Raw genomic sequence first — 20106 nt, 5'->3', positions numbered from 1 at the left:
CAGCCGCATATCCCTTAGCGGCGGCGCTCCAACAGCACGCCGCACTCACAGTGGTGCGTCCAGGGAAACTGATCGAAGAGCGCGAAGCGCACCACCTCATGGGTACGGATCAGTTCATCCAGATTGTCGGCTAGCGTCTCGGGGTTGCATGAAATATAGACGATACGCTCGTAATCGCTGAGCTGGCGACAGCTCTCGTCATCGAGGCCAGCCCGGGGCGGATCGACCAGTACGGTGGAGAAATCGTAGTCCGCAAGGCCCATCTCTGCGACCCGTCGTCCTCCCTTCTCACCCTTTAGCGCCTGGGCGAACTCCTCGGCGGACATGCGCCCTACCGTGGCGTTCGCGATACCGTTGGCGACCAGGTTCTCGCGAGCACTGGCCACCGAAGTACGTGAAATCTCGGTGGCCAGCACCCGGCGAAAGTTCTCGGCCAGGGCGATGGTGAAATTGCCGTTGCCACAGTACAGCTCCACCAGATCACGATCGCCACTATTGGCGGTGACATCCCGTGCCCAGGAGAGCATCGAGCGACAGATCTCGGCGTTGGGCTGGGTGAAGCTGTTCTCCACCTGCTGGTAGACGAATTCGCGCCCGTCGACGGTCAGCCGCTCCCAGACATGGTCCCGAGTCAGCACCAGGCGCTGCTTGCGTGCCCGACCGATGATCATGATACCCAGCGCCTGCTCGAGTGCTCTCGCTTCGTGCTCCCAGGCCTCGTCGAGCTGACGATGGTAGATCAGCGTGACCAGCGCCTCCCCGGACAGGGTAGTAAGAAACTCCACCTGGAACAGCCGATGGCGCAGCGTCGGGCAGTCGAGCAGGCGCTCGCGCAACTTCGGCATGAGCTCGTTGATGCGTCGACCGGCCACCGGATAGTCATCCAGGCGCACGACCTTTTTCTGTTTCGGATCCTCGGGATCGACCTCGAACATGGCGTAGTAGAGGTCGTCACCCTCGTGCCACAGCCGAAACTCGCAGCGCTGGCGATAATGGCTTGCCGGCGAGGGGAATATCTCCAGCGGGGGCGGCGAAAAACGGGCGAAGTCGGCGGTCAGGCGGTCGCGCTTGGCCGCAAGCTGTTCGTCATAGCGGTCGGGGTCGACAACGGGAATGGCCACGGCGGCTCCTGAAAGTAGGGTCGATCGAAGTAGAGAGAGACGGGAAGCGACGAGCCTCACGGCAGCGTCAGGCACCGAGTGTCGACGAAGCCGAAGCCGGCGAGCCCACGAGCCAGCGCCGGATCGGGGCCGGTGACCCAACCCCGTTCAATGGCCGGGCGACGCAGCGGCTCGACGATCACCTGACCGGTACGCCGGGCAATGGCATCACCTGAATCAACCCAGCGTACCGGGTGCGGCACCACCCCCCCGAGCGCCTCGCGCAGCAGCGGAAAATGAGTGCAACCCAGCACCAGGGTGTCCAGATCGGGCCAATTGGCCAGCGGCGCCAACGCCCTGCGCAGGACCTCGGTTTCCAGCGACTCGCCGGCCACCAGGCGCTCGGCCTGGCCCACCAGGGAATCGGCCGCCAGCCGCGTCACTCGGCAGTCGCCGGCGAAATCGCGGATCAGCCGATCGGTATAGGGTCGCGCCACGGTGGCGCTGGTGGCCAGCAGGCCGATATGACGACTCGCGCTGGTACCGGCGGCAGGCTTGATCGCCGGCACGGTGCCAACCACCGGCACCGCAAGCCGATCACGCAGGGCATCAAGCGCCAGCGTGCTGGCGGTATTGCAGGCCACCACCAGGCCGCTGCAGCCGCTGGCCGCTACCGCCGCCTGGCAGACGGCGAGGATACGCGTCACCAGCCAGTCATCCTCGCGCACGCCATAGGGCAGCATGGCGTTATCGCAGGCATACGCCAGAGCGACCTCGGGAAGTCGACGGCGTAGCGCCTCGACCACCGAAAGCCCCCCGACGCCAGAATCGAACACCAGCACCGGTCCCGCCATCAGCCGACCACCACACGACCGCCCCCCGGCCGGCAAGGCACGGGGGGCTCAGTGAATGGGGCACTCGCAGTTACCGACATCGCATGCTTCCCGTCGAACGATGCGGCGCATTCTACCTCAGGAGCCCACTGGACTTAACGACCAATCCGCCGTGGGAACCGAGTTCTCTCCCTACAGCCGACCGAATCCGGCTAGGCAACGTCAAAACCGCCGCCGCAGGAAGCAAGGGGCTCAGGTCACGGGCTCCGGAGCATCGCGAAGCTCGGCATAGAGTTCGGGGTACGCTTCCTGGAGGCGCTCCAGCTCGGCGGCGGCGTTATCGGGCAGAGCTTCGGCGAGCCGTTCCAGATCGCCCTCATCGAAGTATTCCCGAATCAGCGGAAACAGCAGCTCACGCTCATCGCGCAGATAAGCCCGGTGCGCGTCGAGGTATGCCCTGAGATCGTCGGCGAAGCGGTCCATGGGCAACACGGCATCCATGAGGATCATGTCGAGATCGCCGGACAACCGCTTGAGCTGGGCCTTCAAGGAACGATAGTCCTTGGCGAGACGCTCGGTCACCTCCTCGGACTCGGGCGCCAGCTCCCTGAGCCGCTCGGAGCAGACCTTCTCCAACGGCTGGGAAAACCCGTCCTGATAATCGAGGATGTAATCCACGACTTCCCGCACCAGCTGGAAATTCGGACGTTCTCCGCCCGCCAGGGTCTTCTGCTTTAGCTGCAGAACGTGCAACATGCGCGCCATGTTGGCATGATCCTGGCGCAATTGGTTCAGCATGGGCATTGCGGCAGCCTCCTCAATATCGGTCATGGGCGGAAGGCACCTGGAGTTAGACACGCCTTCGCCATCCGGGTTCCTGGCCGTCGTCATCGGCCGTAGGGGTTAGCCCACCTCTTTCGGGACCTTTGCCCGATGCCGGGGTCGAATGACCGGCATCGAGTATCCAACATAGCAGCCGTCAGCGAAGGAGTCAGAAATGGACCTGTTCCAGCAGGCCGCCAGCGAGGACCACGCCCCTCTGGCCTGGCGCATGCGCCCCCGTCGACTGGCCGACTACGTGGGCCAGCCGGCCCTGGTCGGCCCTGGCAAGCCCCTGCGGCGCATGGCCGAGGGCGGCACGGTGCGCTCGATGATCCTGTGGGGCCCTCCCGGCACCGGCAAGACCACCCTGGCAGAAATCCTTGCCGAGGAATCCGGCGCCCATCTGGAGCGCCTCTCGGCGGTGATGGCGGGGGTCAAGGACATTCGCGAGGCCGTGGACCGCGCCCGCGCCGCCCAGGGGCAAGATCGCGGCACCCTGCTGTTTCTCGATGAGATCCACCGCCTCAACAAGAGCCAGCAGGATGCCCTACTGCCCCACGTCGAATCCGGGCTGCTGACGCTGATCGGCGCTACCACCGAAAACCCGTCCTTCGAGGTCAACTCGGCTCTGCTGTCCCGGGCACGGGTGCACGTGCTCAAGTCGCTTACCGAAGCGGACCTGATCGAGGTGCTGCAGCGAGCCCTGAGCAATGCCGAGCGCGGCCTCGGCAGCCGTCGTATCGCCGTGGACGATGAGGTTCTGACGCTGCTGGCACGGGCCGCCGCCGGCGACGCCCGACGGGCCCTGGGCCTGCTGGAGACCGCCTGCGACTTCACCGTCCCGGAGGACGACGGAGAGCGCCTGCCCCGCGAGGCCCTGGAGGACGTGATCGGCCACCAGGCCAGCGCCTTCGACAAGCAGGGGGATCACTTCTACGATCTGCTCTCGGCGATTCACAAGTCGGTACGCTCCTCACGGCCGGACGCGGCCCTGCTCTACATCGCCCGCTTCCTCCAGGGCGGCGGCGACCCGCTGGACGTGATTCGCCGGCTGACCGCCATCGCCTCGGAGGATGTCGGCAACGCCGACCCCAAGGCGCTGCCGCTGGCCATGGCGGCCTGGGACGCCTACCTGCGGCTCGGCGACTATGAGGGCCAGCGTGCCATCGCCCACGCCGCCATTCACCTGGCGGTAGCGCCCAAGAGCAACGCCGTCGACCAGGCCTGGAATCGCGCCAAGGCCTTCGCCGCCGCCCAGCCGCGGCTCGAGGTGCCTACCTACCTGCGCAACGCCCCCACTAAACTGATGGAGTCGCTCGGCCACGGCGACGGCTATCGCTACGCCCACAGCGAGCCCAACGGCTACCCGGCGGGCAGCGCCCACGATTGCTGGCCGGAGGAGATGCCACACGAGCGCTTCTACCAGCCCAAGGCCTACGGCCAGGAAAAGCGCTACGGTCAGATCATGGAGTGGCGCGAGGAGCTGGATGCGGCCGCCGACCGGGAGTCGCGCTGAGTCATCGCGGATCACCCAGAAACGCCCTCGCCCTGGCGTCGTCGACGTAGGCCACGTTGAGGCGAATCCAGGGCGACTCGTTCGCCTCGGGCAGGAAGACATCCCCCGGAGACAGCCGTATGCCCCGGCGCCCCGCGCTGGCCACCAGCTCCCGGGACGACGCGACGTCCGGGTGACGCGCCCACAGGAACATGCCGCCTCGGGGTGTCGCGTACAGCTCCCAGCCACCCGCGTCGGCAAGCTCGAGGGCGGTGGTCATGCGACGCGACAGCCGCTGGCTCAGCCTGTCCGTCAGCCGGCGGTAGCTCCCGTTGCGCAACAGGGTCGCCACCACCTGCTCGGCGAGGGGAGAGGTGGCGATGTTACTCAGCATCTTGACGTCGACCAGCGGCTTGAGGAGTGCCGGCGGCGCGGCGATGAAGCCAACGCGCAGCGAACAGGACAGGGTCTTGGAAAAGCTGCCCACGTAGAGGACACGCCGGATGCCATCCAGAGCGGCCAGCCGCGGCGTGGGCGCCACCTGGAAGTCGGCATAGATATCGTCTTCGACGATCCACAGGTCATGCCGTTCGGCCAGCGCCAGCACCCGCTCGGCCACGCCCAGGGAAAGAAGCGTGCCCGTGGGGTTATGGAGGACGCTGTGGCAAAAGAACAGCTTGGGGGAGTGGCGCTCGAGCAGCGTCTCGAGATGCTCCGGATCCGGCCCTTCCTCGGTCCGACGCACGCCAACGACGTTGATGCGATGGAGATGCAGCAGCCCGAACAGGTTGTAGTAGCCCGGGGACTCGACCAGCACGGTGTCTCCCGGACGCAGCAGCCAACGCACGATGATGTCGAGTGCCTGGCTACCGCCGCCGGTCATCAGCAGTTGGTTGGCATCGACCTCGATGGCGAGGCGACGCAGGCGTTCCTGCAACAGGGCGCGCAACACCGGCGATCCCAACGGCGTACCATACTCGAACAGTTCCGCCGATGACCGCCTCGTTACCTGGCGCAGGGCATGCCCGAAGGCGTCGTCGTCGCGCCAGGCAGTGGGCAACCAGCCGCAGCCCAGGCGTAGGGAATCGCCTTCTTCCTGGAAGAGGTTCCACATTTCATCGGAGACGTCAGCCATACCCGAACGAGCATCACGCTCAGCTTCATCGATCGCCCCTTCGGCCACATAGAACCCCGAACCGGGACGCGAAACGATCCAGCCCATTGCCACGAGGCGCTCATAGGCCTCGATGACCATGTTGCGGCTGACGCCGTGCGTCGCGGCGAATCGGCGGATCGATGGCAACCGCTCGCCGGACGCCCCGTGCCGCGAAATCCATTCGCGCATGCCGTCGGTCAGCTGTTCGACCCGTGGACGCTCTGCGAGCGGATCGATCTGCACCTGCATGGACATCCTCCCTCGCCCGCACCGTTCCCGAGAAATTCGTCGCCAGTGTACCTTATGCGGCCACGGGCAGGATGGGAGCCTGGGCCTCCCCCCATCCGCTCGAGGACAACCATGCCAACGCTTTCGGGACTTCGCCTGGCCTTGGCCCTGTGCCTGATCACCACCGCTGTCAACCTCCAGGCTCCCTACTACGACGCCCTGGCCGCCCATGACGGTCTCGGCGTCACCGCCACCAGCATCGCCTTCGCCTGCTATGTACTGGGCATTCTGCCCGTGCTCATCCTGGGCAGCGGACTGCCCGACCGATATGGGCGGCGAGCAATGATCGCGACCGCCCTTGGGCTGTGTCTCGTCGCCACCCTGCTGACGTGGCTCGCCCCGGGCGTCGTCACGCTCGGCATTGCCCGCTTCTTGATGGGCATCGCCGCCGCCCTGACGTCGGCCACGGCGCCTGCCTACATGCTCGCGCTGTTCGACGGTCGTGATACCCGAGGCCCCACGGCCTGGGTGACGGCCAGCACCTCGCTCGGTTTCGGCCTGGGCGCCGCCCTGACCAGCCTGTGCCTGGTGCACGAGCCCAGCCTGGCTCCGCCGAGCCTGTGGTGGTATCTGTGCGCGGCCTCGCTGGCGCTGCTCGGACTGTGGCGCCTGGAAGATGCCACCTCCAGCCCGCCGGCGCCCATGCGTCTGCGCATGCCCACCTATCCGGTCGGCGGCGTGGCGTTCGGCGTCGCGATCCTGCTGGCCTGGGCCACGGTCGGTCTGGTCATCGCCATCCTGCCCGGCGTGCTGGCCCGGCACGGCCTCTCGGCCTGGTCCGGGTTCGCCACCCTCGGCATCTGCAGCGGCGGCGTGCTGTTCCAGCCCCTGGCCAGGCGCCTGGACCCGACGATCTCCGTTCGGCTCGGCCTGCTCATCCTGCCGCTGGCCTATGCGCTGATCGCCTGGGGAGCGCTCGATGGCCGGCTATCCGCCGTGCTGCTGGGCGCCGTGGGTGCCAGCAGCGCCTGCTACGGCTTCATCTACCTGGGTGGACTGAGCGGCGTCCTGGAGGCGGCCGGCGACCAGGCCGCCCGCGCCAGTGCGGGCTTCTTCCTGATGGCCTACCTCGGGTTCAGCGTGCCGGTCGTCGTCACCGGCGCGCTGATGGAGCGCATCAGCCAGCACCATGCCCTCATCGCCTTCGGCCTGGCGCTGTTCACCGCCAGCCTGGCGGTCGGGGGCTGGCTGTGGCAGCAGGACCGCCGCCCTGAACGCCTGGCATAAGCGCCACCGGCCCGACATCCGGCCATCGAACGCCATCGCCCCCGGAGAGTCTCCGGGGGCGATGGCAAGCCTCATGGCGATGTGCGCTCAAGGAGATTCGCGAATCACATCGGTTCCATCGGGCAACGCCACGCGGAAGCGCGAATCCTCGACCGGCGCGTTCTGCTCGACCCCATCGAACTCGATGGCGGTGCGCTGGCCGGTACTGTCGGTCATCTGCAGGAAGCCCAGCCGCTCACTGTAGAAGGTCAGCTTGAGTTCCTCGAACAGGGTGTCGGCACTCTTCGGGTGCAGGGTGAAGGTCTCGGCGGTGCCCTGCTGGCTGCTCGACACTTCGTAGCTGTCGGTCAGCTCCGAGGTGCTACCGGACAGCAGCAGGGCCGGCGTGTGCGTCACGCGATCGTCCAGGGGCTGGACGGTGGCCTGCTGGAGATCCGGGTCGTAGAGGGTCACCTCATCTCCATCGGAGACCACGATCTGTTCGTAGGGGGCGTCCACTTCCCAGCGAAAGCGACCAGGACGCGACAGCCACATCCGCCCGCTGGCCTCTTGCAGCCGCTGACCCGAGCCATCGAGGATCTGCTGGTCGAAATCGGCGACGTAGGTCTCTACCGGTGCCAGCATGCGCGTCAGCCGTTCGGCGCCTTCGTTGGCCAGCGCCGACAGGGGTGTCAGCGCCAGCAGGGCTAGCGCGGCGAGGGATTTCTTCATGGTCATCTCCTGTTTCCCTGGGGTCGATGGGCGTCCTGCCACATTAGGACTGTACTCGCCGCAGCGGGTTGCCGCCCCGCCACGGCTTGCATGGTGGTTGCACGATCGACGGCGTCAATCGCCCGCCGGCGGCGGCGCCAGCACCTCGCGGGCGCCGTTGGTGCCCATGGTCGAGACCACACCGGCCATCTCCATCGCCTCGACCAGGCGCGCCGCCCGGTTATAGCCGATCTTGAAGCGGCGCTGGACCGCCGAGATCGAGGCCCGACGACTCTCGGTGACGAAGACCACTGCCTCGTCGTAGAGAGCGTCCTGTTCGGCGTCATCGTCGCCGCCACCGCCACCCTCAGCCTCGAGCCCCGCCAGGGCATCGGCGGAGACGCCCCCGGAGAGAATCTCGTCGATGTACTCCGGTTCGCCGCGACGCTTCCAGTCCTCGACCACCCGATGCACTTCGTCGTCGTCGACGAAGGCGCCGTGTACGCGGGTCGGCATGCCGGAGCCCGCCGGCAGGTAAAGCATGTCGCCGTGACCCAGCAGGTTCTCGGCCCCGCCCTGGTCAAGGATGGTGCGCGAATCGACCCGAGACGACACCTGGAAGGCCATGCGGGTGGGGATGTTGGCCTTGATCAGGCCCGTTACCACGTCCACCGAGGGTCGCTGGGTCGCCAGAATCAGGTGGATGCCGGCAGCCCGGGCCTTCTGGGCCAGCCGTGCGATCAACTCCTCGACCTTCTTGCCGACGATCATGAACATGTCGGCGAACTCGTCGATCACCACCACGATGTAGGGCAGCTTCTCGAGCACCGGCGGCGCCTCGTGCATCTCCCAGGGCTGCGGCTCCCATAGCGGGTCGGCGACCTGGGCACCGGCGCGCTCGGCCTCGTCGAGCTTGGCGTTGAAACCGGCAATGTTGCGCACGCCCATGGCGGCCATCAGCTTGTAGCGACGTTCCATCTCGGCCACGCACCAGCGCAGCGCGTTAGCGGCTTCCTTCATGTCGGTGACCACCGGCGCCAGCAGGTGCGGAATGCCGTCGTAGACCGATAGCTCCAGCATCTTGGGGTCCACCATGATCATGCGGACCTCGTCGGGCTTGGCCTTGAGCAGCATGGAGATCAGCATGGCGTTGACCCCCACCGACTTGCCCGAGCCGGTAGTACCGGCCACCAGCAGGTGAGGCATCTTGCCGAGGTTAGCGACCACCGCGCCGCCGCCAATGTCCTGGCCCAGCGCCAGGGTCAAGGCCGAAGCCTCGTGCTGATAGCGGTCGGAGTCGATCACCTCACGCAGCCGGATCATCTCGCGATTGGGATTGGGAATCTCGATGCCCACCGTGGGCCGGCCCGGGATCACCTCCACCACTCGTACGCTCTTGACCATCAGCGAGCGCGCCAGATCCTTGGCCAGGTTGCTGATCTTGGACACCTTCACCCCGGCCGCCGGCTTGATCTCGAAGCGCGTGATCACCGGCCCCGGCCAGGTGTCGACCACCTCGGCCTTGACGCCATATTCGCGCAGCCGGACCTCCAGCAGCTCGGCCATTTCGGCGAGCTGCTCGTCGGTGTAGTTGGGCTGATGTGCCTGAGGCGGCGTCAGCAGGCGCAAGCTGGGCAGCTCGCCCTCGGGCTCGGCAAAGGGCTCCATGTCCGGGCGCTGATTCTGCAGATGCTCCACCGTCCACAGCGTCGGGCCATCACCTTCATCGGCGGCGCGGCGTGCCTGATCGGCGGTGGCCAGGCGTCCCGGCATTTCATCCGGGAGTTCGGCGGCGGATTTCCCCGCAGAGACACTCTCGCCGGCCTCGTACCTAGGCGGCATGCTCGCCGGCAAGTCCTCGTCGTCGTCCGGCAGCACGGGATCGGGAATCACTTCGGGCACTCGGCGCGCCACCGGCGCCTCATCCGGGGGTGTTTCTTCCTGCTCGGCTACGCGGCCAGACGAGGCATCGTCTGCCCCTGTGTCGTCTTCCATCTCCGCTGACGACGCCATGTGCCTCGAGGCCGACGCCTCAAGCGACTCGTCTTGGTCCGCTCGCTCCCTCGGCTCGGGCGAGATCGGGGCCGGCGCGCCACGCGACTCGTCCTGGCCCGCTCGCTCCCTCGGTTCGGGCGAGATCGGGGCCGGCGCGCCACGCGACTCGTCTTGGCCCGCTCGCTCCCTCGGTTCGGGCGAGATCGGGGCCGGCGCGCCACGCGACTCGTCTTGGTCCGCTCGCTCCCTCGGTTCGGGCGAGATCTGAGCCGGCGCGCCACGTGACTCGTCTTGGTCCGCTCGCTCCCTCGGTTCGGGCGAGATCTGAGCCGGCGCGCCACGTGACTCGTCTTGGCCCGCTCGCTCCCTCGGCTCGGGTGAGGTGGCGGCAGGCACAGCAGCTTCGGCCATGGACGGCACCGGCTCGGCGGGCTCGGTGGCACGCAGTGGCATGGCCGGCGCGTAGGACTCGGAGCTCGACGCCACCTCGGGCGTCAGCGACAGCCGCGGCTCCCGGGCGGTATAGGCAGCCTCCGGTCGCTTCGCCGAGGGCGTGCGTTCAGGCACCTCCCAAGGGATCTCGGTGTCACCGTCGTTGCCGAAACCGGGTTCGCGCCGTGCTTCTTCTCCGGCCAGTTGCGGCGCCGGTTCGCGACGCCCCGGCAGCCAGCGACGCCACCATGGTGCGTGTGAGGTCGCCGTTCCGGGCTCGGGCTCAGGTTCGGGCTCACGAACGGACGCGGGGCTCCTTTCCTCCGCGGTTTCCTCCTGCGAAGAGGAACGTCCCAGGGCGAAGCGTTCTCCGATCCAGCGCCCTGCCCCCGTGGCCCGATGGCCCAACTCGTCGGTGATGGTCAGCCACGACCAGCCGGTGAACAGCGGCACGCCGCAGAGCATGGCGGCCAACGCCAGCAGCGACGTGCCGCCGGCGCCGACCAGGGGCAACAAGGCACCGACCAGGCCCTCACCGAGGATACCGCCCGCCGCATAGGGCAGCACGCTGTCGGGATCGTAGAAATGCAGGGCCCCAAGAGTCGTGGTGCCGAGCAGCAACAGCATCAGGCCGCCGCACCGTACCGCGAGCGCGGTGGCATCCCACTCCAGGTGCACCTGTCGAGCGCGGATCAAGCACCAGGCCGCAAAGCCCAGCATGCCAGGCCACCAGAGCGCACTGACGCCGAACAGCGAATACAGCACGTCGGCCAGCCAGGCCCCGATACGCCCCATCCAGTTAGCCACCTCGGTCTCGGGGCCGCTACGCGACCAGCCGGGATCGCCGGGACGAAAACTGTACAGGGCCAACAGCAGAAACACGCAGGCCGCCAGCAGCAGGATCACCGCGCCCTCGCGCACCGATCCCTGCAAGCGCAGGCCGAAGCGCCTGGCCGTCTCCTTGGCAGTCGCCGCGCGTCCGCGCGTCGACGTGGTCGTCTTCTTGGCACTCAAGCGGCCAACCCCCTTGCGCCACATGGCGTCTTCCAGAATCCACGGGCGTCAATCATACCGAGCCAGGCCCGCCCGTCACAGGGGCAAACGCTGACTTGAGCCCCACCAGCGGGACCGTCAAACTGGGGCCTCCCCGTCGCGAGGACATCCACACCATGCTGCCCTGGCTCCCCGAGCACCCCGTTCACTTCCCTCCGGTGGGCACCGCCCTTGACGACCCAGGCGGCCTGCTCGCCGCCGGCGGCAACCTCAGCCCAGCCTGGCTGCTCACCGCCTATCGCCACGGCATCTTCCCCTGGTACAGCGAGGGCCAGCCCATTCTGTGGTGGAGCCCCGACCCGCGAATGGTACTGTTTCCCAGCGAGATCCGGGTACGCCGCAGCCTGGCCAAACGACTGCGCAACGGCGGGTTCACGATCACCGGCGACCACGCCTTCGACGCCGTCATCGCGGCCTGCGCCTCGCCACGCCGCGGCCAGCCAGGCACCTGGATCACCGACGAGATGGCGACCTCTTACGGCCGGCTGCACGACTTGGGAGCGGCCCACTCAGTGGAAGTCTGGCAGGCAGGCGAGCTGGTCGGCGGCCTCTACGGCGTCGCCCTGGGGCCGGTGTTCTTCGGCGAGTCGATGTTCTCGCGGGTCCCCGATGCTTCCAAGGTAGCGCTGGTGGCACTCGCTCGCGCCATGGCCGCCGAGGGCGGGAAGCTGATCGACTGCCAGATGCATACCGCCCACCTGTCGAGCCTCGGCGCCCGCGACATCGCTCGGGTCGAATTCATCGGCTATCTTGAACAGTGGCTGGACGAAATGCCGGACGCTCAGGGTGATGTACCCGGCGCCATTCCGCCGCCGGCATGGTCGTTCGAACGCCTCGACACCGCGAGACAGATGCCCCCCGGAGCCAGAGGAGGCGGTCGCCTTGAGCAGTAACACCCCTCGCCAGCCGATTCGCGATCTACGGTTCTTCCTGACCGTGCCACACGCCTGCAGCTACCTCGAGGATCGCGAGGCCACCACCCTGTTCCTGGATCCTCAGGAATCGCCCGGCGTCGGCGTCTACGATGCCTTGGCGCTGCTCGGCTTCCGTCGTAGCGGGCGCCATCTCTATCGCCCGCACTGCGAGGGCTGCAGTGCCTGCATCTCGGTACGCATCCCGGTCGACGCCTTTACGCCCAACCGCACCCAGCGCAAGCTCTACCGCCGCAACACCGATCTCGAGATGCATGTGCGCCCGGCGCTGTTCGACCCTGAGCATTACGCGCTGTATGCCCACTATATCCGTACTCGGCATGCCGACGGCGACATGTACCCGCCGAGCCATGAGCAATACCGAACCTTCCTGACTCTGGACCAGAACTACGCCCACCTGCTCGAACTGCGCCTCGACGGGCGGCTGTTAGCCGTCTCGGCCTTCGACCAGCTCGAGCATGGTCTGTCGGCCATCTATACCTTCTTCGACCCGGGCGATGAGTTCACCCGTCGCTCGCTCGGCACCTACGCGGTACTGGCGCTGGTGGAACGCGCCCGCTCATTGGGGTTACCCCATGTCTATCTCGGTTACTGGATCCGGGAATGCCGCAAGATGGCCTACAAGCAGGCGTTCGAGCCCCTCGAACTGCTCGAGGGAAGGCACTGGCGACGCCTGATCCCTTGCTGAAAAGGCATCGCTTTTTTGCCTTGACGCCCGGCATGCGGCACAATATCGCGCTATCCTGATCGGCACGAGCGGCTCAGCCGCATCTCGTGCCGCTGTTTGTTATCACCAGCGAGGAACCGCCTATATGGCACGCGAAGACCATATCGAAATGGAAGGCGTCGTCGTCGACACGCTGCCCAACACCATGTTCCGTGTCGAACTCGAGAACGGCCATGTGGTGACTGCCCATATCTCGGGCAAGATGCGCAAGAACTACATCCGCATCCTGACCGGCGACAAGGTCAAGGTCGAGCTGACGCCCTACGACCTGTCCAAAGGCCGCATCGTCTACCGTTCCCGCTAAGGGAACGCTGCTTTACTGCTGCGCTCGACACCTTGACCGCCGGCGGTGCTCGCCACAGGCGCTGAGCATCACTTCGACTCAGGCCTCTGCGCCCCGGCGGCGCCCCGCCCTGCTTCGTGCTTCGCCCGCGAATGAGTCCGCCGCTCTCACAGGAAGGCGTCGGGCCAGGCCCGATGCGCCCCCGCCGCTGGACAGCCCTGCCCTCTCTTCTCGACGGCCCCGAACGAGCAACGCCCCATCCGAAGACAGGGCGTTGCAGGGGCTGACGGAAGCTGACGACGCACCGCGTCAGGGCGCGTCGGCCAGCTCAGACTCCGAAGCCAGGTGCAGTTCGTCCCCTTCGACGCTGACATGCACTATCCCACCATGCTCGGCGAGCTCGCCGAACAGGATCAGCTCGGCCAGCGGCTTCTTGAGCTTCTCCTGGATCAGCCTGGCCATGGGCCTCGCCCCCATATCGGGATCGTAGCCCTTCTCGGCCAGCCAGTCCCGGGCCGCCTCGTCCACATCGAGCTGGACGCGCTTCTCGTCGAGCTGCGCCTGGAGCTCGACCAGGAACTTGTCGACCACATTGCGAACCACCTCGGTGGGCAACGAGTGAAACTGGATGATGCCATCGAGCCGGTTGCGAAACTCCGGGGTGAAGGTCTTGCGGATGGCCTCCATGGCATCGGTGGAGTGATCCTGAGTCTGGAAGCCGATGGAACGCCGCGTGGCCAGCTCGACCCCGGCGTTGGAGGTCATGATCAAGATCACGTGACGGAAGTCCGCCTCCCGACCGTTGTTGTCGGTCAGCCGGCCGTGGTCCATCACCTGCAGCAGCAGGTTGAAGACCTCGGGGTGAGCCTTCTCGATCTCGTCGAGCAGCAGCACGCAGTGCGGCTGCTTGGTGATGGCCTCGGTCAGCAGCCCGCCCTGGTCATAGCCGACATAGCCCGGAGGTGCACCGATCAGCCGAGATACGGTGTGTCGCTCCATGTATTCGGACATGTCGAAGCGCACCAGGTCGATGCCCATGATATGGGCAAGCTGGCGGGCCACTTCGGTCTTGCCGACCCCGGTGGGGCCGGCGAACAGGAAGCTGCCCACCGGCTTGTCCGGCGACTTGAGCCCGGCCCGTGACAGCTTGATGGCCGCCGCCAGGCTGTCGATCGCCTCGTCTTGGCCAAACACCAGCATCTTGAGGTCGCGATCAATGTTGGCCAGCAGCTTGCGATCGGAGCTGGAGACGCTCTTCGGCGGAATCCGTGCGATGGACGCCACCACCGCCTCGACCTGGTCAACGTCGATGGTGTCGACACGCACCTCGGGCGGCAGCAGCCGCTGGTGGGCACCGGCCTCGTCGATCACGTCGATGGCCTTGTCCGGCAGGTGGCGGTCATTGATATAGCGATCCGCCAGCCGCGAGGCGCTCTCCAGCGCGGCATCGGTGTACTTCAGGTGGTGATGCTCCTCGAAGCGCGAACGCAGCCCCTTGAGGATACGGATGGTGTCCTCCACCGAGGGCGCCATGACGTCAACCTTCTGGAAACGGCGGGCCAGGGCACGATCCTTCTCGAAGATGCCGCGGAACTCCTGAAAGGTGGTGGAGCCGATGCAGCGCAGCTCACCGGAGGACAGCAGCGGCTTGAGCAGGTTGGAGGCATCCATCACACCGCCGGACGCCGCCCCGGCACCAATCACGGTGTGAATCTCATCGATGAACAGGATGGAATTGGGCTGCTTGCGCAGCTCGGCCAGCAGACTCTTGAGGCGCTTCTCGAAGTCGCCGCGGTACTTGGTGCCCGCCAGTAGCGCGCCCATGTCGAGCGAATAGACCACGGCGTCGCCGATCACCTCGGGGACGTCTTCCTCAACGATACGCTTGGCCAAACCCTCGGCGATGGCGGTCTTGCCGACCCCGGCTTCGCCGACCAGCAGCGGATTGTTCTTGCGCCGCCTGGCCAGGATCTGCACCACCCGCTCGAGCTCGTGATCGCGCCCGATCAACGGGTCGATCTTGCCCATCCGGGCCTGTTCGTTGAGGTTGGTGGCATAGCCGGTCAAGGGATTGCCGCTCGGCTCGCTTCCCGCCTCTTCGGCTTCCTCGGCGTCGGGCGACGGCGAACTCTGGCTCTGGCCGTGGCCGGAGACCTTGGAGATGCCGTGAGCGATGTAGTTGACGGCGTCCACCCGCGCCACATTCTGCTGCTTGAGGAAGTAAACGGCCTGGCTCTCCTGCTCGGAGAAGATAGCCACCAGCACGTTGGCACCGGTCACCTCACTCTTGCCAGAGGACTGCACGTGAAACACGGCCCGCTGCAGGACACGCTGAAAGCCCAGCGTCGGCTGGGTCTCACGGTCGGCCTGATCCTCGGGAATCAGCGGCGTAGTGGAATTGATGAAATCCTGCAGGTCGGACCGCAACTTGTCGAGGTTGGCCCCGCAGGCACGCAGCACGTCCGCCGCCGAGGCATTGTCGAGCAGCGCCAGCAGCAGGTGCTCCACGGTCATGAACTCGTGGCGCTTCGAGCGCGCCACGGTAAATGCCGTGTTCAGGGTCAGTTCAAGTTCTTTGCTCAGCATGGCAGTCCCCTTCTCGCCGCTTAGGGCTTGCGTCGGATCTTTCTGGGTCCGGCATCATCAACATCGGGTACAAACATCGGCGTTGCAAGTCGGCACACCAACGATGATGGTTCCTCCCTTCGACCATCAAGAGAGTCAATCCGTTGCCTCGATGTCGCACAGCAATGGATGCTGGCACTCTCGAGCGTACTCGTTGACCTGGTGGCTCTTGGTTTCCGCGATATCGCGGGTGAACACACCACAGGTTGCCTTGCCTTGGGTGTGCACCGCCAGCATGACCTGCACCGCGGTTTCATTGTCCATGTTGAAGTACGTCTGAAGAATCTCCACGACAAACTCCATGGGGGTGAAGTCGTCGTTATGCAATACCACCTTGTACATCGGCGGCTGCGCCAGCTCCGGTTCCGACGATTGTACCGCCAGATCACCGTCGTCGCCCTCCTCGTGCTGTGGAGGGCGCGTCATCCCCGCTTGAGGCAGGGCGAAATGAACCGCCATGCTCTCTTCCTCTGTCTTGAACATAAGCTTCACTATCGCTATCGACAAGCCGAGCGCGCGGGGCGTCTCAACCGTATTTGGACGCCCTGCGCGCTCGCGGGTTCATCGTAGGCTTCCACCCTGCTATAGCCCGGAGTGTCCTTCAATGCAACGGCCCCCGCCCTTGAGCAGGCGGGGGCCGGGACACCGCGGTGCCTGTGACGCAGGTTGCGCAGCTTAGCGCTTGGCCACAAGTTCCAGGGCAGCATTGAGGGTCCGGCTGGGCCGCATGACCGCATCAGCCAGCTCACCGTTGGCATGATAGTAGCCGCCGATGTCCACCGACTGCCCCTGCACACCATTGAGTTCCTCGACGATCGCCGCTTCCTTGGCGTTCAGCTCCTCGGCAAGCTTGCCGAACAGCACCTTGAGCTCGGCATCCTCGTCCTGGGCGGCCAGCGCCTCTGCCCAGTACATGGCCAGATAGAAGTGGCTGCCACGGTTGTCCAGCTCGCCCACCTTACGCGACGGCGACTTGTTGCTGTCGAGGAATTTGCCGTTGGCATCGTCCAGCGCCTTGGCCAGCACTTGGGCACGGGCATTACCGAAGGTCTTGCCCAGGTGCTCCAGGGACGCGGCCAGGGCCAGGAACTCGCCCAGGGAGTCCCAGCGCAGGTGATTCTCCTCGAGCAGCTGCTGGACGTGCTTGGGCGCGCTGCCGCCGGCGCCGGTCTCGAACAGGCCACCGCCGTTCATCAGCGGCACGATGGACAGCATCTTGGCACTGGTGCCCAGCTCCATGATCGGGAACAGGTCGGTCAGGTAGTCGCGCAGCACGTTGCCGGTCACCGAGATGGTGTCTTCGCCCTGGCGGATACGCGCCAGCGAGAACTCCATCGCCTCGACCGGGGCCATGATGCGAATATCCAGACCGTCGGTGTCGTGATCCTTGAGGTAGGCCTCGACCTTATTGATCAGTTGAGCATCGTGGGCACGCTCGGCATCGAGCCAGAACACCGCCGGGGCGCCGCTCTCGCGGGCGCGGGACACGGCCAGCTTGACCCAGTCGCGGATCGGCGCATCCTTGGTCTGGCACATGCGCCAGATGTCGCCCTCTTCCACCGCGTGTTCGAACAGCACCTCGCCGGCCTCGTCGGTCACACGCACGGTGCCGTCGGCGGGGATCTGGAAGGTCTTGTCGTGGGAGCCATACTCCTCAGCCTTTTGAGCCATCAGGCCGACGTTGGGTACGCTGCCCATGGTGGTCGGATCGAAGGCGCCGTTCTTCTTGCAGTCCTCGATGGTGGCCTGATAGATGCCGGCGTAGCAGCGATCCGGGATTACCGCCTTGGTGTCGTGCAGGGCGTCGTCGGCACCCCACATCTTGCCGGAGTCGCGGATCATCGCCGGCATGGAGGCGTCGATGATCACGTCGCTCGGCACGTGCAGGTTGGTGATGCCCTTATAGGAATCGACCATGGCCAGGCTCGGGCGCTCGGCGTAGAGCGCCTCGATGTCGGCCTCGATCTCGGCCTGCTTGTCGGCCGGCAGTTTGGCGATGGTGGCGTACAGATCGCCGATGCCATTGGTGGCGTCGAAGCCGACCCCTTCCAGCGCCTCGGCGTGCTTCTCGAGCACGTCGCGGTAGAACTCGTCGACCACCATGCCGAACATGATCGGGTCAGAGACCTTCATCATGGTCGCCTTGAGGTGCAGGGAAAACAGCACGCCCTGGGCCTTGGCGTCGGCGATCTGCTCGGCGACGAAAGCGGACAGCGCCTTGCGGCTCATCATGGAACCGTCGATCACCTCGCCGGCCAGCACCGGGGTGCGCTCCTTGAGCACGCGGACGCTGCCGTCCTGGCCGACCAGCTCGATCTTGACCGCACCATCGACGCCGATCACGGCGGACTTCTCGCTGCCGTAGAAGTCTCCCTCGCTCATGTGGGCGACGTGGGAGCGAGAATCGGCCTGCCATGTGCCCATGCGGTGCGGATACTTGCGGGCATAGTTCTTGACCGAGCGCGGCGCGCGGCGGTCGCTGTTGCCCTCGCGCAGTACCGGATTCACGGCGCTGCCCTTGACGCGGTCGTAGCGCGCCTTGATGTCGCGCTCGGCGTCGTCGCTCGGCTCGTCCGGGTAATCGGGCAGCGAATAACCCTGACCCTGCAGTTCCTTGATGGCGGCCTTGAGCTGCGGCACGGAAGCGCTGATGTTGGGCAGCTTGATGATGTTGGCTTCCGGGGTCTTGGCCAGCTCACCCAGTTCGGCCAGGTGATCGCCCAGCTGCTGCGCCTCGGAAAGGACATCGGGAAATTGCGAGATGATACGCCCGGCCAGGGAGATATCACGGGTCTCGACGGTGATGCCGGCAGAATCGGTGTAGGCGTCGATGATCGGCAGCAGGGAATGGGTCGCCAGGGCCGGCGCTTCGTCGGTCAGCGTATAGATAATCTTCGGCGTTTTTGACATGTTGGCGTAGATCTCTCTGGTCACTGCGGTGCATGAAACGGGATCGGTAGCGCTCGCTCACGATGTCTGACAGACAGGGACCATGGTGAGAACAGCCCAGCACAGCAGTCGCAACGAGGCATCGGCCATCCCTCGGGGCTGGTCACGCCAGATCCAAAAATGACGAGGGCGCTCCGGCGAGCGAGGCGCATTATACCAGCCCGCCGCCGTCAACGCATGAATCCGGATCCGGGACGAACCCTGCCATCCCGCCGCGCCTGGCGGTAAGATACCCCCCATGAGCCGCCTATACCTCTTCCACAAGCCCTACCGCGTCCTCTCGCAGTTCACCGACAAGGAAAACGCCGAGGGCACGCCCCGCGCTACCCTAGCCGACTATCTCGACGTGCCCGGTATCTATCCGGCAGGCCGACTCGATCATGACTCCGAGGGCCTGCTGCTGCTTTCCGACGACGGCGAGCTGATCCACCGCATCAGCCACCCGCGTCACAAGCAGCCCAAGACCTACCGCGTGCAGGTTGAAGGCGAGCCCGACGATGCCGCCCTCAGGGCCCTGCGCGCGGGCATCACGCTCAAGGATGGCCCGACCCGGCCGGCCAAGGTGCGCCGCCTCGAGGCGAGCGGCCTGCCCGAGCGCGCCCCACCGCTGAATCCGAAGCGTCATCCCGACACCTGCTGGCTGGAGCTCACCATCTCCGAGGGCCGCAACCGCCAGGTGCGTCGCATGACGGCCCATGTCGGCCATCCCACCCTGCGCCTGGTGCGGGTCGCCATCGGCCCCTGGACGCTCGATGGCCTCGCGCCCGGCGAGTGGCGTCACGAGACCCTGCACGCACCCACACCGCCCACGGATCGCCGGAGCCCCGGCCACCGGGACGCCGGCCGCAGAAACAGCAAGAGCCGCAACGGGAGGACGCGCCGATGAGCCGCTGGCAACCCTTCGTCACCGTGGCCACGGTGGTCGAACGCGCCGGCCGCTTCCTGATGGTCGAGGAAGACCGCGGCGGGCCGCACAGCGTATTCAACCAGCCGGCCGGCCACCTGGAGCCCGGCGAGCGAATTCGCGACGCGGCCCTGCGCGAGCTCCGCGAGGAGACCGCCTGGCAGGTCGGCATCAGCGACTACCTGGGGCTCTATGTCTTCGAGGCGCCGGACGGCAAGACCTTCCACAGCCACGGTTTCTACGGCATGGCGCTGGCTCATCTGGGCCACGACCTGGACCCGGCGATACTGGCCACCCACTGGCTGACCCTGGAAGAACTGGAGGCACTGGAGCGCGAGGGCCGACTGCACAGTCCGCTGGTGATGCGACGCGTGCGAGACGCCCTGGCCGGGCGCTTCTACCCGATGGACGCGATTCACGAGCGATAGCCGCGCTTCGCGCGAAGCTGGAAGACAGCATGCCCCTGCCATCATTGGGGCAAGGGATTTTCTTCCCGCTTCAAGCTTATGACTTCAAGCTCCGGACGGAGCGCCGCTCTTCGAGCTTCCCGCTCGAGTGATGTATAATCCCGCCCCATTTGCGACCCACCCAATCC

General features: G+C 66.1%; 16 protein-coding genes. 7 read left to right on the top strand and 9 right to left on the bottom strand.

The window, feature by feature from the left end:
• Positions 1-14 precede the first annotated feature (14 nt).
• From trmA to ACGTN6_RS00750, 3 genes are all read right to left on the bottom strand, one after another.
• A complete protein-coding gene (gene trmA, locus ACGTN6_RS00760) occupies positions 15-1121 on the bottom strand; it encodes a tRNA (uridine(54)-C5)-methyltransferase TrmA (RefSeq protein ID WP_394589330.1) in 1107 nt (368 codons plus the stop codon).
• 56 nt (positions 1122-1177) lie between these two features.
• Entirely contained in the window at positions 1178-1954 is a 777-nt protein-coding gene (gene murI / locus ACGTN6_RS00755; protein ID WP_394589329.1) for a glutamate racemase, read from the bottom strand.
• A gap of 231 nt (positions 1955-2185) precedes the next feature.
• Positions 2186-2731, bottom strand: a complete 546-nt coding sequence (locus ACGTN6_RS00750; RefSeq protein ID WP_394589425.1) for a hemerythrin domain-containing protein — start codon at positions 2729-2731, stop codon at positions 2186-2188.
• A 199-nt stretch (positions 2732-2930) separates the two neighbouring features.
• Between ACGTN6_RS00750 and ACGTN6_RS00745 the strand changes: the two genes are divergently transcribed.
• Positions 2931-4271, top strand: a complete 1341-nt coding sequence (locus ACGTN6_RS00745) for a replication-associated recombination protein A (protein ID WP_394589328.1) — start codon at positions 2931-2933, stop codon at positions 4269-4271.
• A 1-nt stretch (position 4272) separates the two neighbouring features.
• On the opposite strand, the gene ACGTN6_RS00740 is transcribed toward ACGTN6_RS00745, so the two are convergent.
• Positions 4273-5655: an aminotransferase-like domain-containing protein gene (locus ACGTN6_RS00740; protein WP_394589327.1), complete on the bottom strand. Its 1383-nt coding sequence runs from the start codon at positions 5653-5655 to the stop codon at positions 4273-4275.
• 111 nt (positions 5656-5766) lie between these two features.
• Here ACGTN6_RS00740 and ACGTN6_RS00735 point away from each other — a divergent pair, with 111 nt between their 5' ends.
• Complete coding sequence (locus ACGTN6_RS00735) at positions 5767-6921, top strand: MFS transporter (protein ID WP_394589326.1); 1155 nt, start codon at positions 5767-5769, stop codon at positions 6919-6921.
• 87 nt (positions 6922-7008) lie between these two features.
• Here ACGTN6_RS00735 and lolA read toward each other — a convergent pair whose 3' ends face one another.
• The gene (lolA, locus tag ACGTN6_RS00730) at positions 7009-7638 is read right to left on the bottom strand and encodes an outer membrane lipoprotein chaperone LolA (protein ID WP_394589325.1); all 630 of its coding nucleotides are present in this window, start codon (positions 7636-7638) and stop codon (positions 7009-7011) included.
• Positions 7639-7746: 108 nt separating this feature from the next.
• Positions 7747-11076, bottom strand: coding sequence for a DNA translocase FtsK (locus tag ACGTN6_RS00725; RefSeq protein WP_394589324.1), 3330 nt, complete (start codon positions 11074-11076; stop codon positions 7747-7749).
• A 131-nt stretch (positions 11077-11207) separates the two neighbouring features.
• Here ACGTN6_RS00725 and aat point away from each other — a divergent pair, with 131 nt between their 5' ends.
• The 3 genes from aat to infA all read left to right on the top strand — a co-directional run bounded on the left by aat (position 11208) and on the right by infA (position 13054).
• On the top strand, positions 11208-11984 hold the full coding sequence (gene aat / locus ACGTN6_RS00720) for a leucyl/phenylalanyl-tRNA--protein transferase (protein WP_394589323.1): 777 nt from the start codon (positions 11208-11210) through the stop codon (positions 11982-11984).
• The gene (locus ACGTN6_RS00715; RefSeq protein WP_394589322.1) at positions 11974-12711 is read left to right on the top strand and encodes an arginyltransferase; all 738 of its coding nucleotides are present in this window, start codon (positions 11974-11976) and stop codon (positions 12709-12711) included. The genes aat and ACGTN6_RS00715 overlap by 11 nt, the downstream gene beginning before the upstream one ends.
• A 124-nt stretch (positions 12712-12835) precedes the next feature.
• Positions 12836-13054 (top strand): translation initiation factor IF-1, encoded by a 219-nt coding sequence (gene infA / locus ACGTN6_RS00710; RefSeq protein WP_013332816.1) that lies wholly within the window; start codon positions 12836-12838, stop codon positions 13052-13054.
• 288 nt (positions 13055-13342) lie between these two features.
• On the opposite strand, the gene clpA is transcribed toward infA, so the two are convergent.
• The 3 genes from clpA to ACGTN6_RS00695 form a co-directional block, all read right to left on the bottom strand.
• Positions 13343-15619 carry an ATP-dependent Clp protease ATP-binding subunit ClpA gene (clpA, locus tag ACGTN6_RS00705; RefSeq protein ID WP_394589321.1) on the bottom strand — a complete coding sequence of 759 codons (2277 nt, stop codon included), beginning with the start codon at positions 15617-15619 and terminating at the stop codon, positions 13343-13345.
• 135 nt (positions 15620-15754) lie between these two features.
• Positions 15755-16117 carry an ATP-dependent Clp protease adapter ClpS gene (gene clpS / locus ACGTN6_RS00700; RefSeq protein WP_394589320.1) on the bottom strand — a complete coding sequence of 121 codons (363 nt, stop codon included), beginning with the start codon at positions 16115-16117 and terminating at the stop codon, positions 15755-15757.
• Between the two features lie 216 nt (positions 16118-16333).
• A complete protein-coding gene (locus ACGTN6_RS00695; protein ID WP_394589319.1) occupies positions 16334-18568 on the bottom strand; it encodes an NADP-dependent isocitrate dehydrogenase in 2235 nt (744 codons plus the stop codon).
• 277 nt (positions 18569-18845) lie between these two features.
• Between ACGTN6_RS00695 and ACGTN6_RS00690 the strand changes: the two genes are divergently transcribed.
• On the top strand, positions 18846-19493 hold the full coding sequence (locus tag ACGTN6_RS00690; protein WP_394589318.1) for a pseudouridine synthase: 648 nt from the start codon (positions 18846-18848) through the stop codon (positions 19491-19493).
• Positions 19490-19939 (top strand): NUDIX domain-containing protein, encoded by a 450-nt coding sequence (locus tag ACGTN6_RS00685; RefSeq protein WP_394589317.1) that lies wholly within the window; start codon positions 19490-19492, stop codon positions 19937-19939. The genes ACGTN6_RS00690 and ACGTN6_RS00685 overlap by 4 nt, the downstream gene beginning before the upstream one ends.
• Positions 19940-20106: the final 167 nt, after the last annotated feature.

It is taken from the genome of Halomonas sp. B23F22_20 (assembly GCF_043496985.1).
Classification (GTDB): Bacteria; Pseudomonadota; Gammaproteobacteria; order Pseudomonadales; family Halomonadaceae; genus Halomonas.
This window is presented reverse-complemented; position numbering and strand designations above follow the sequence as displayed.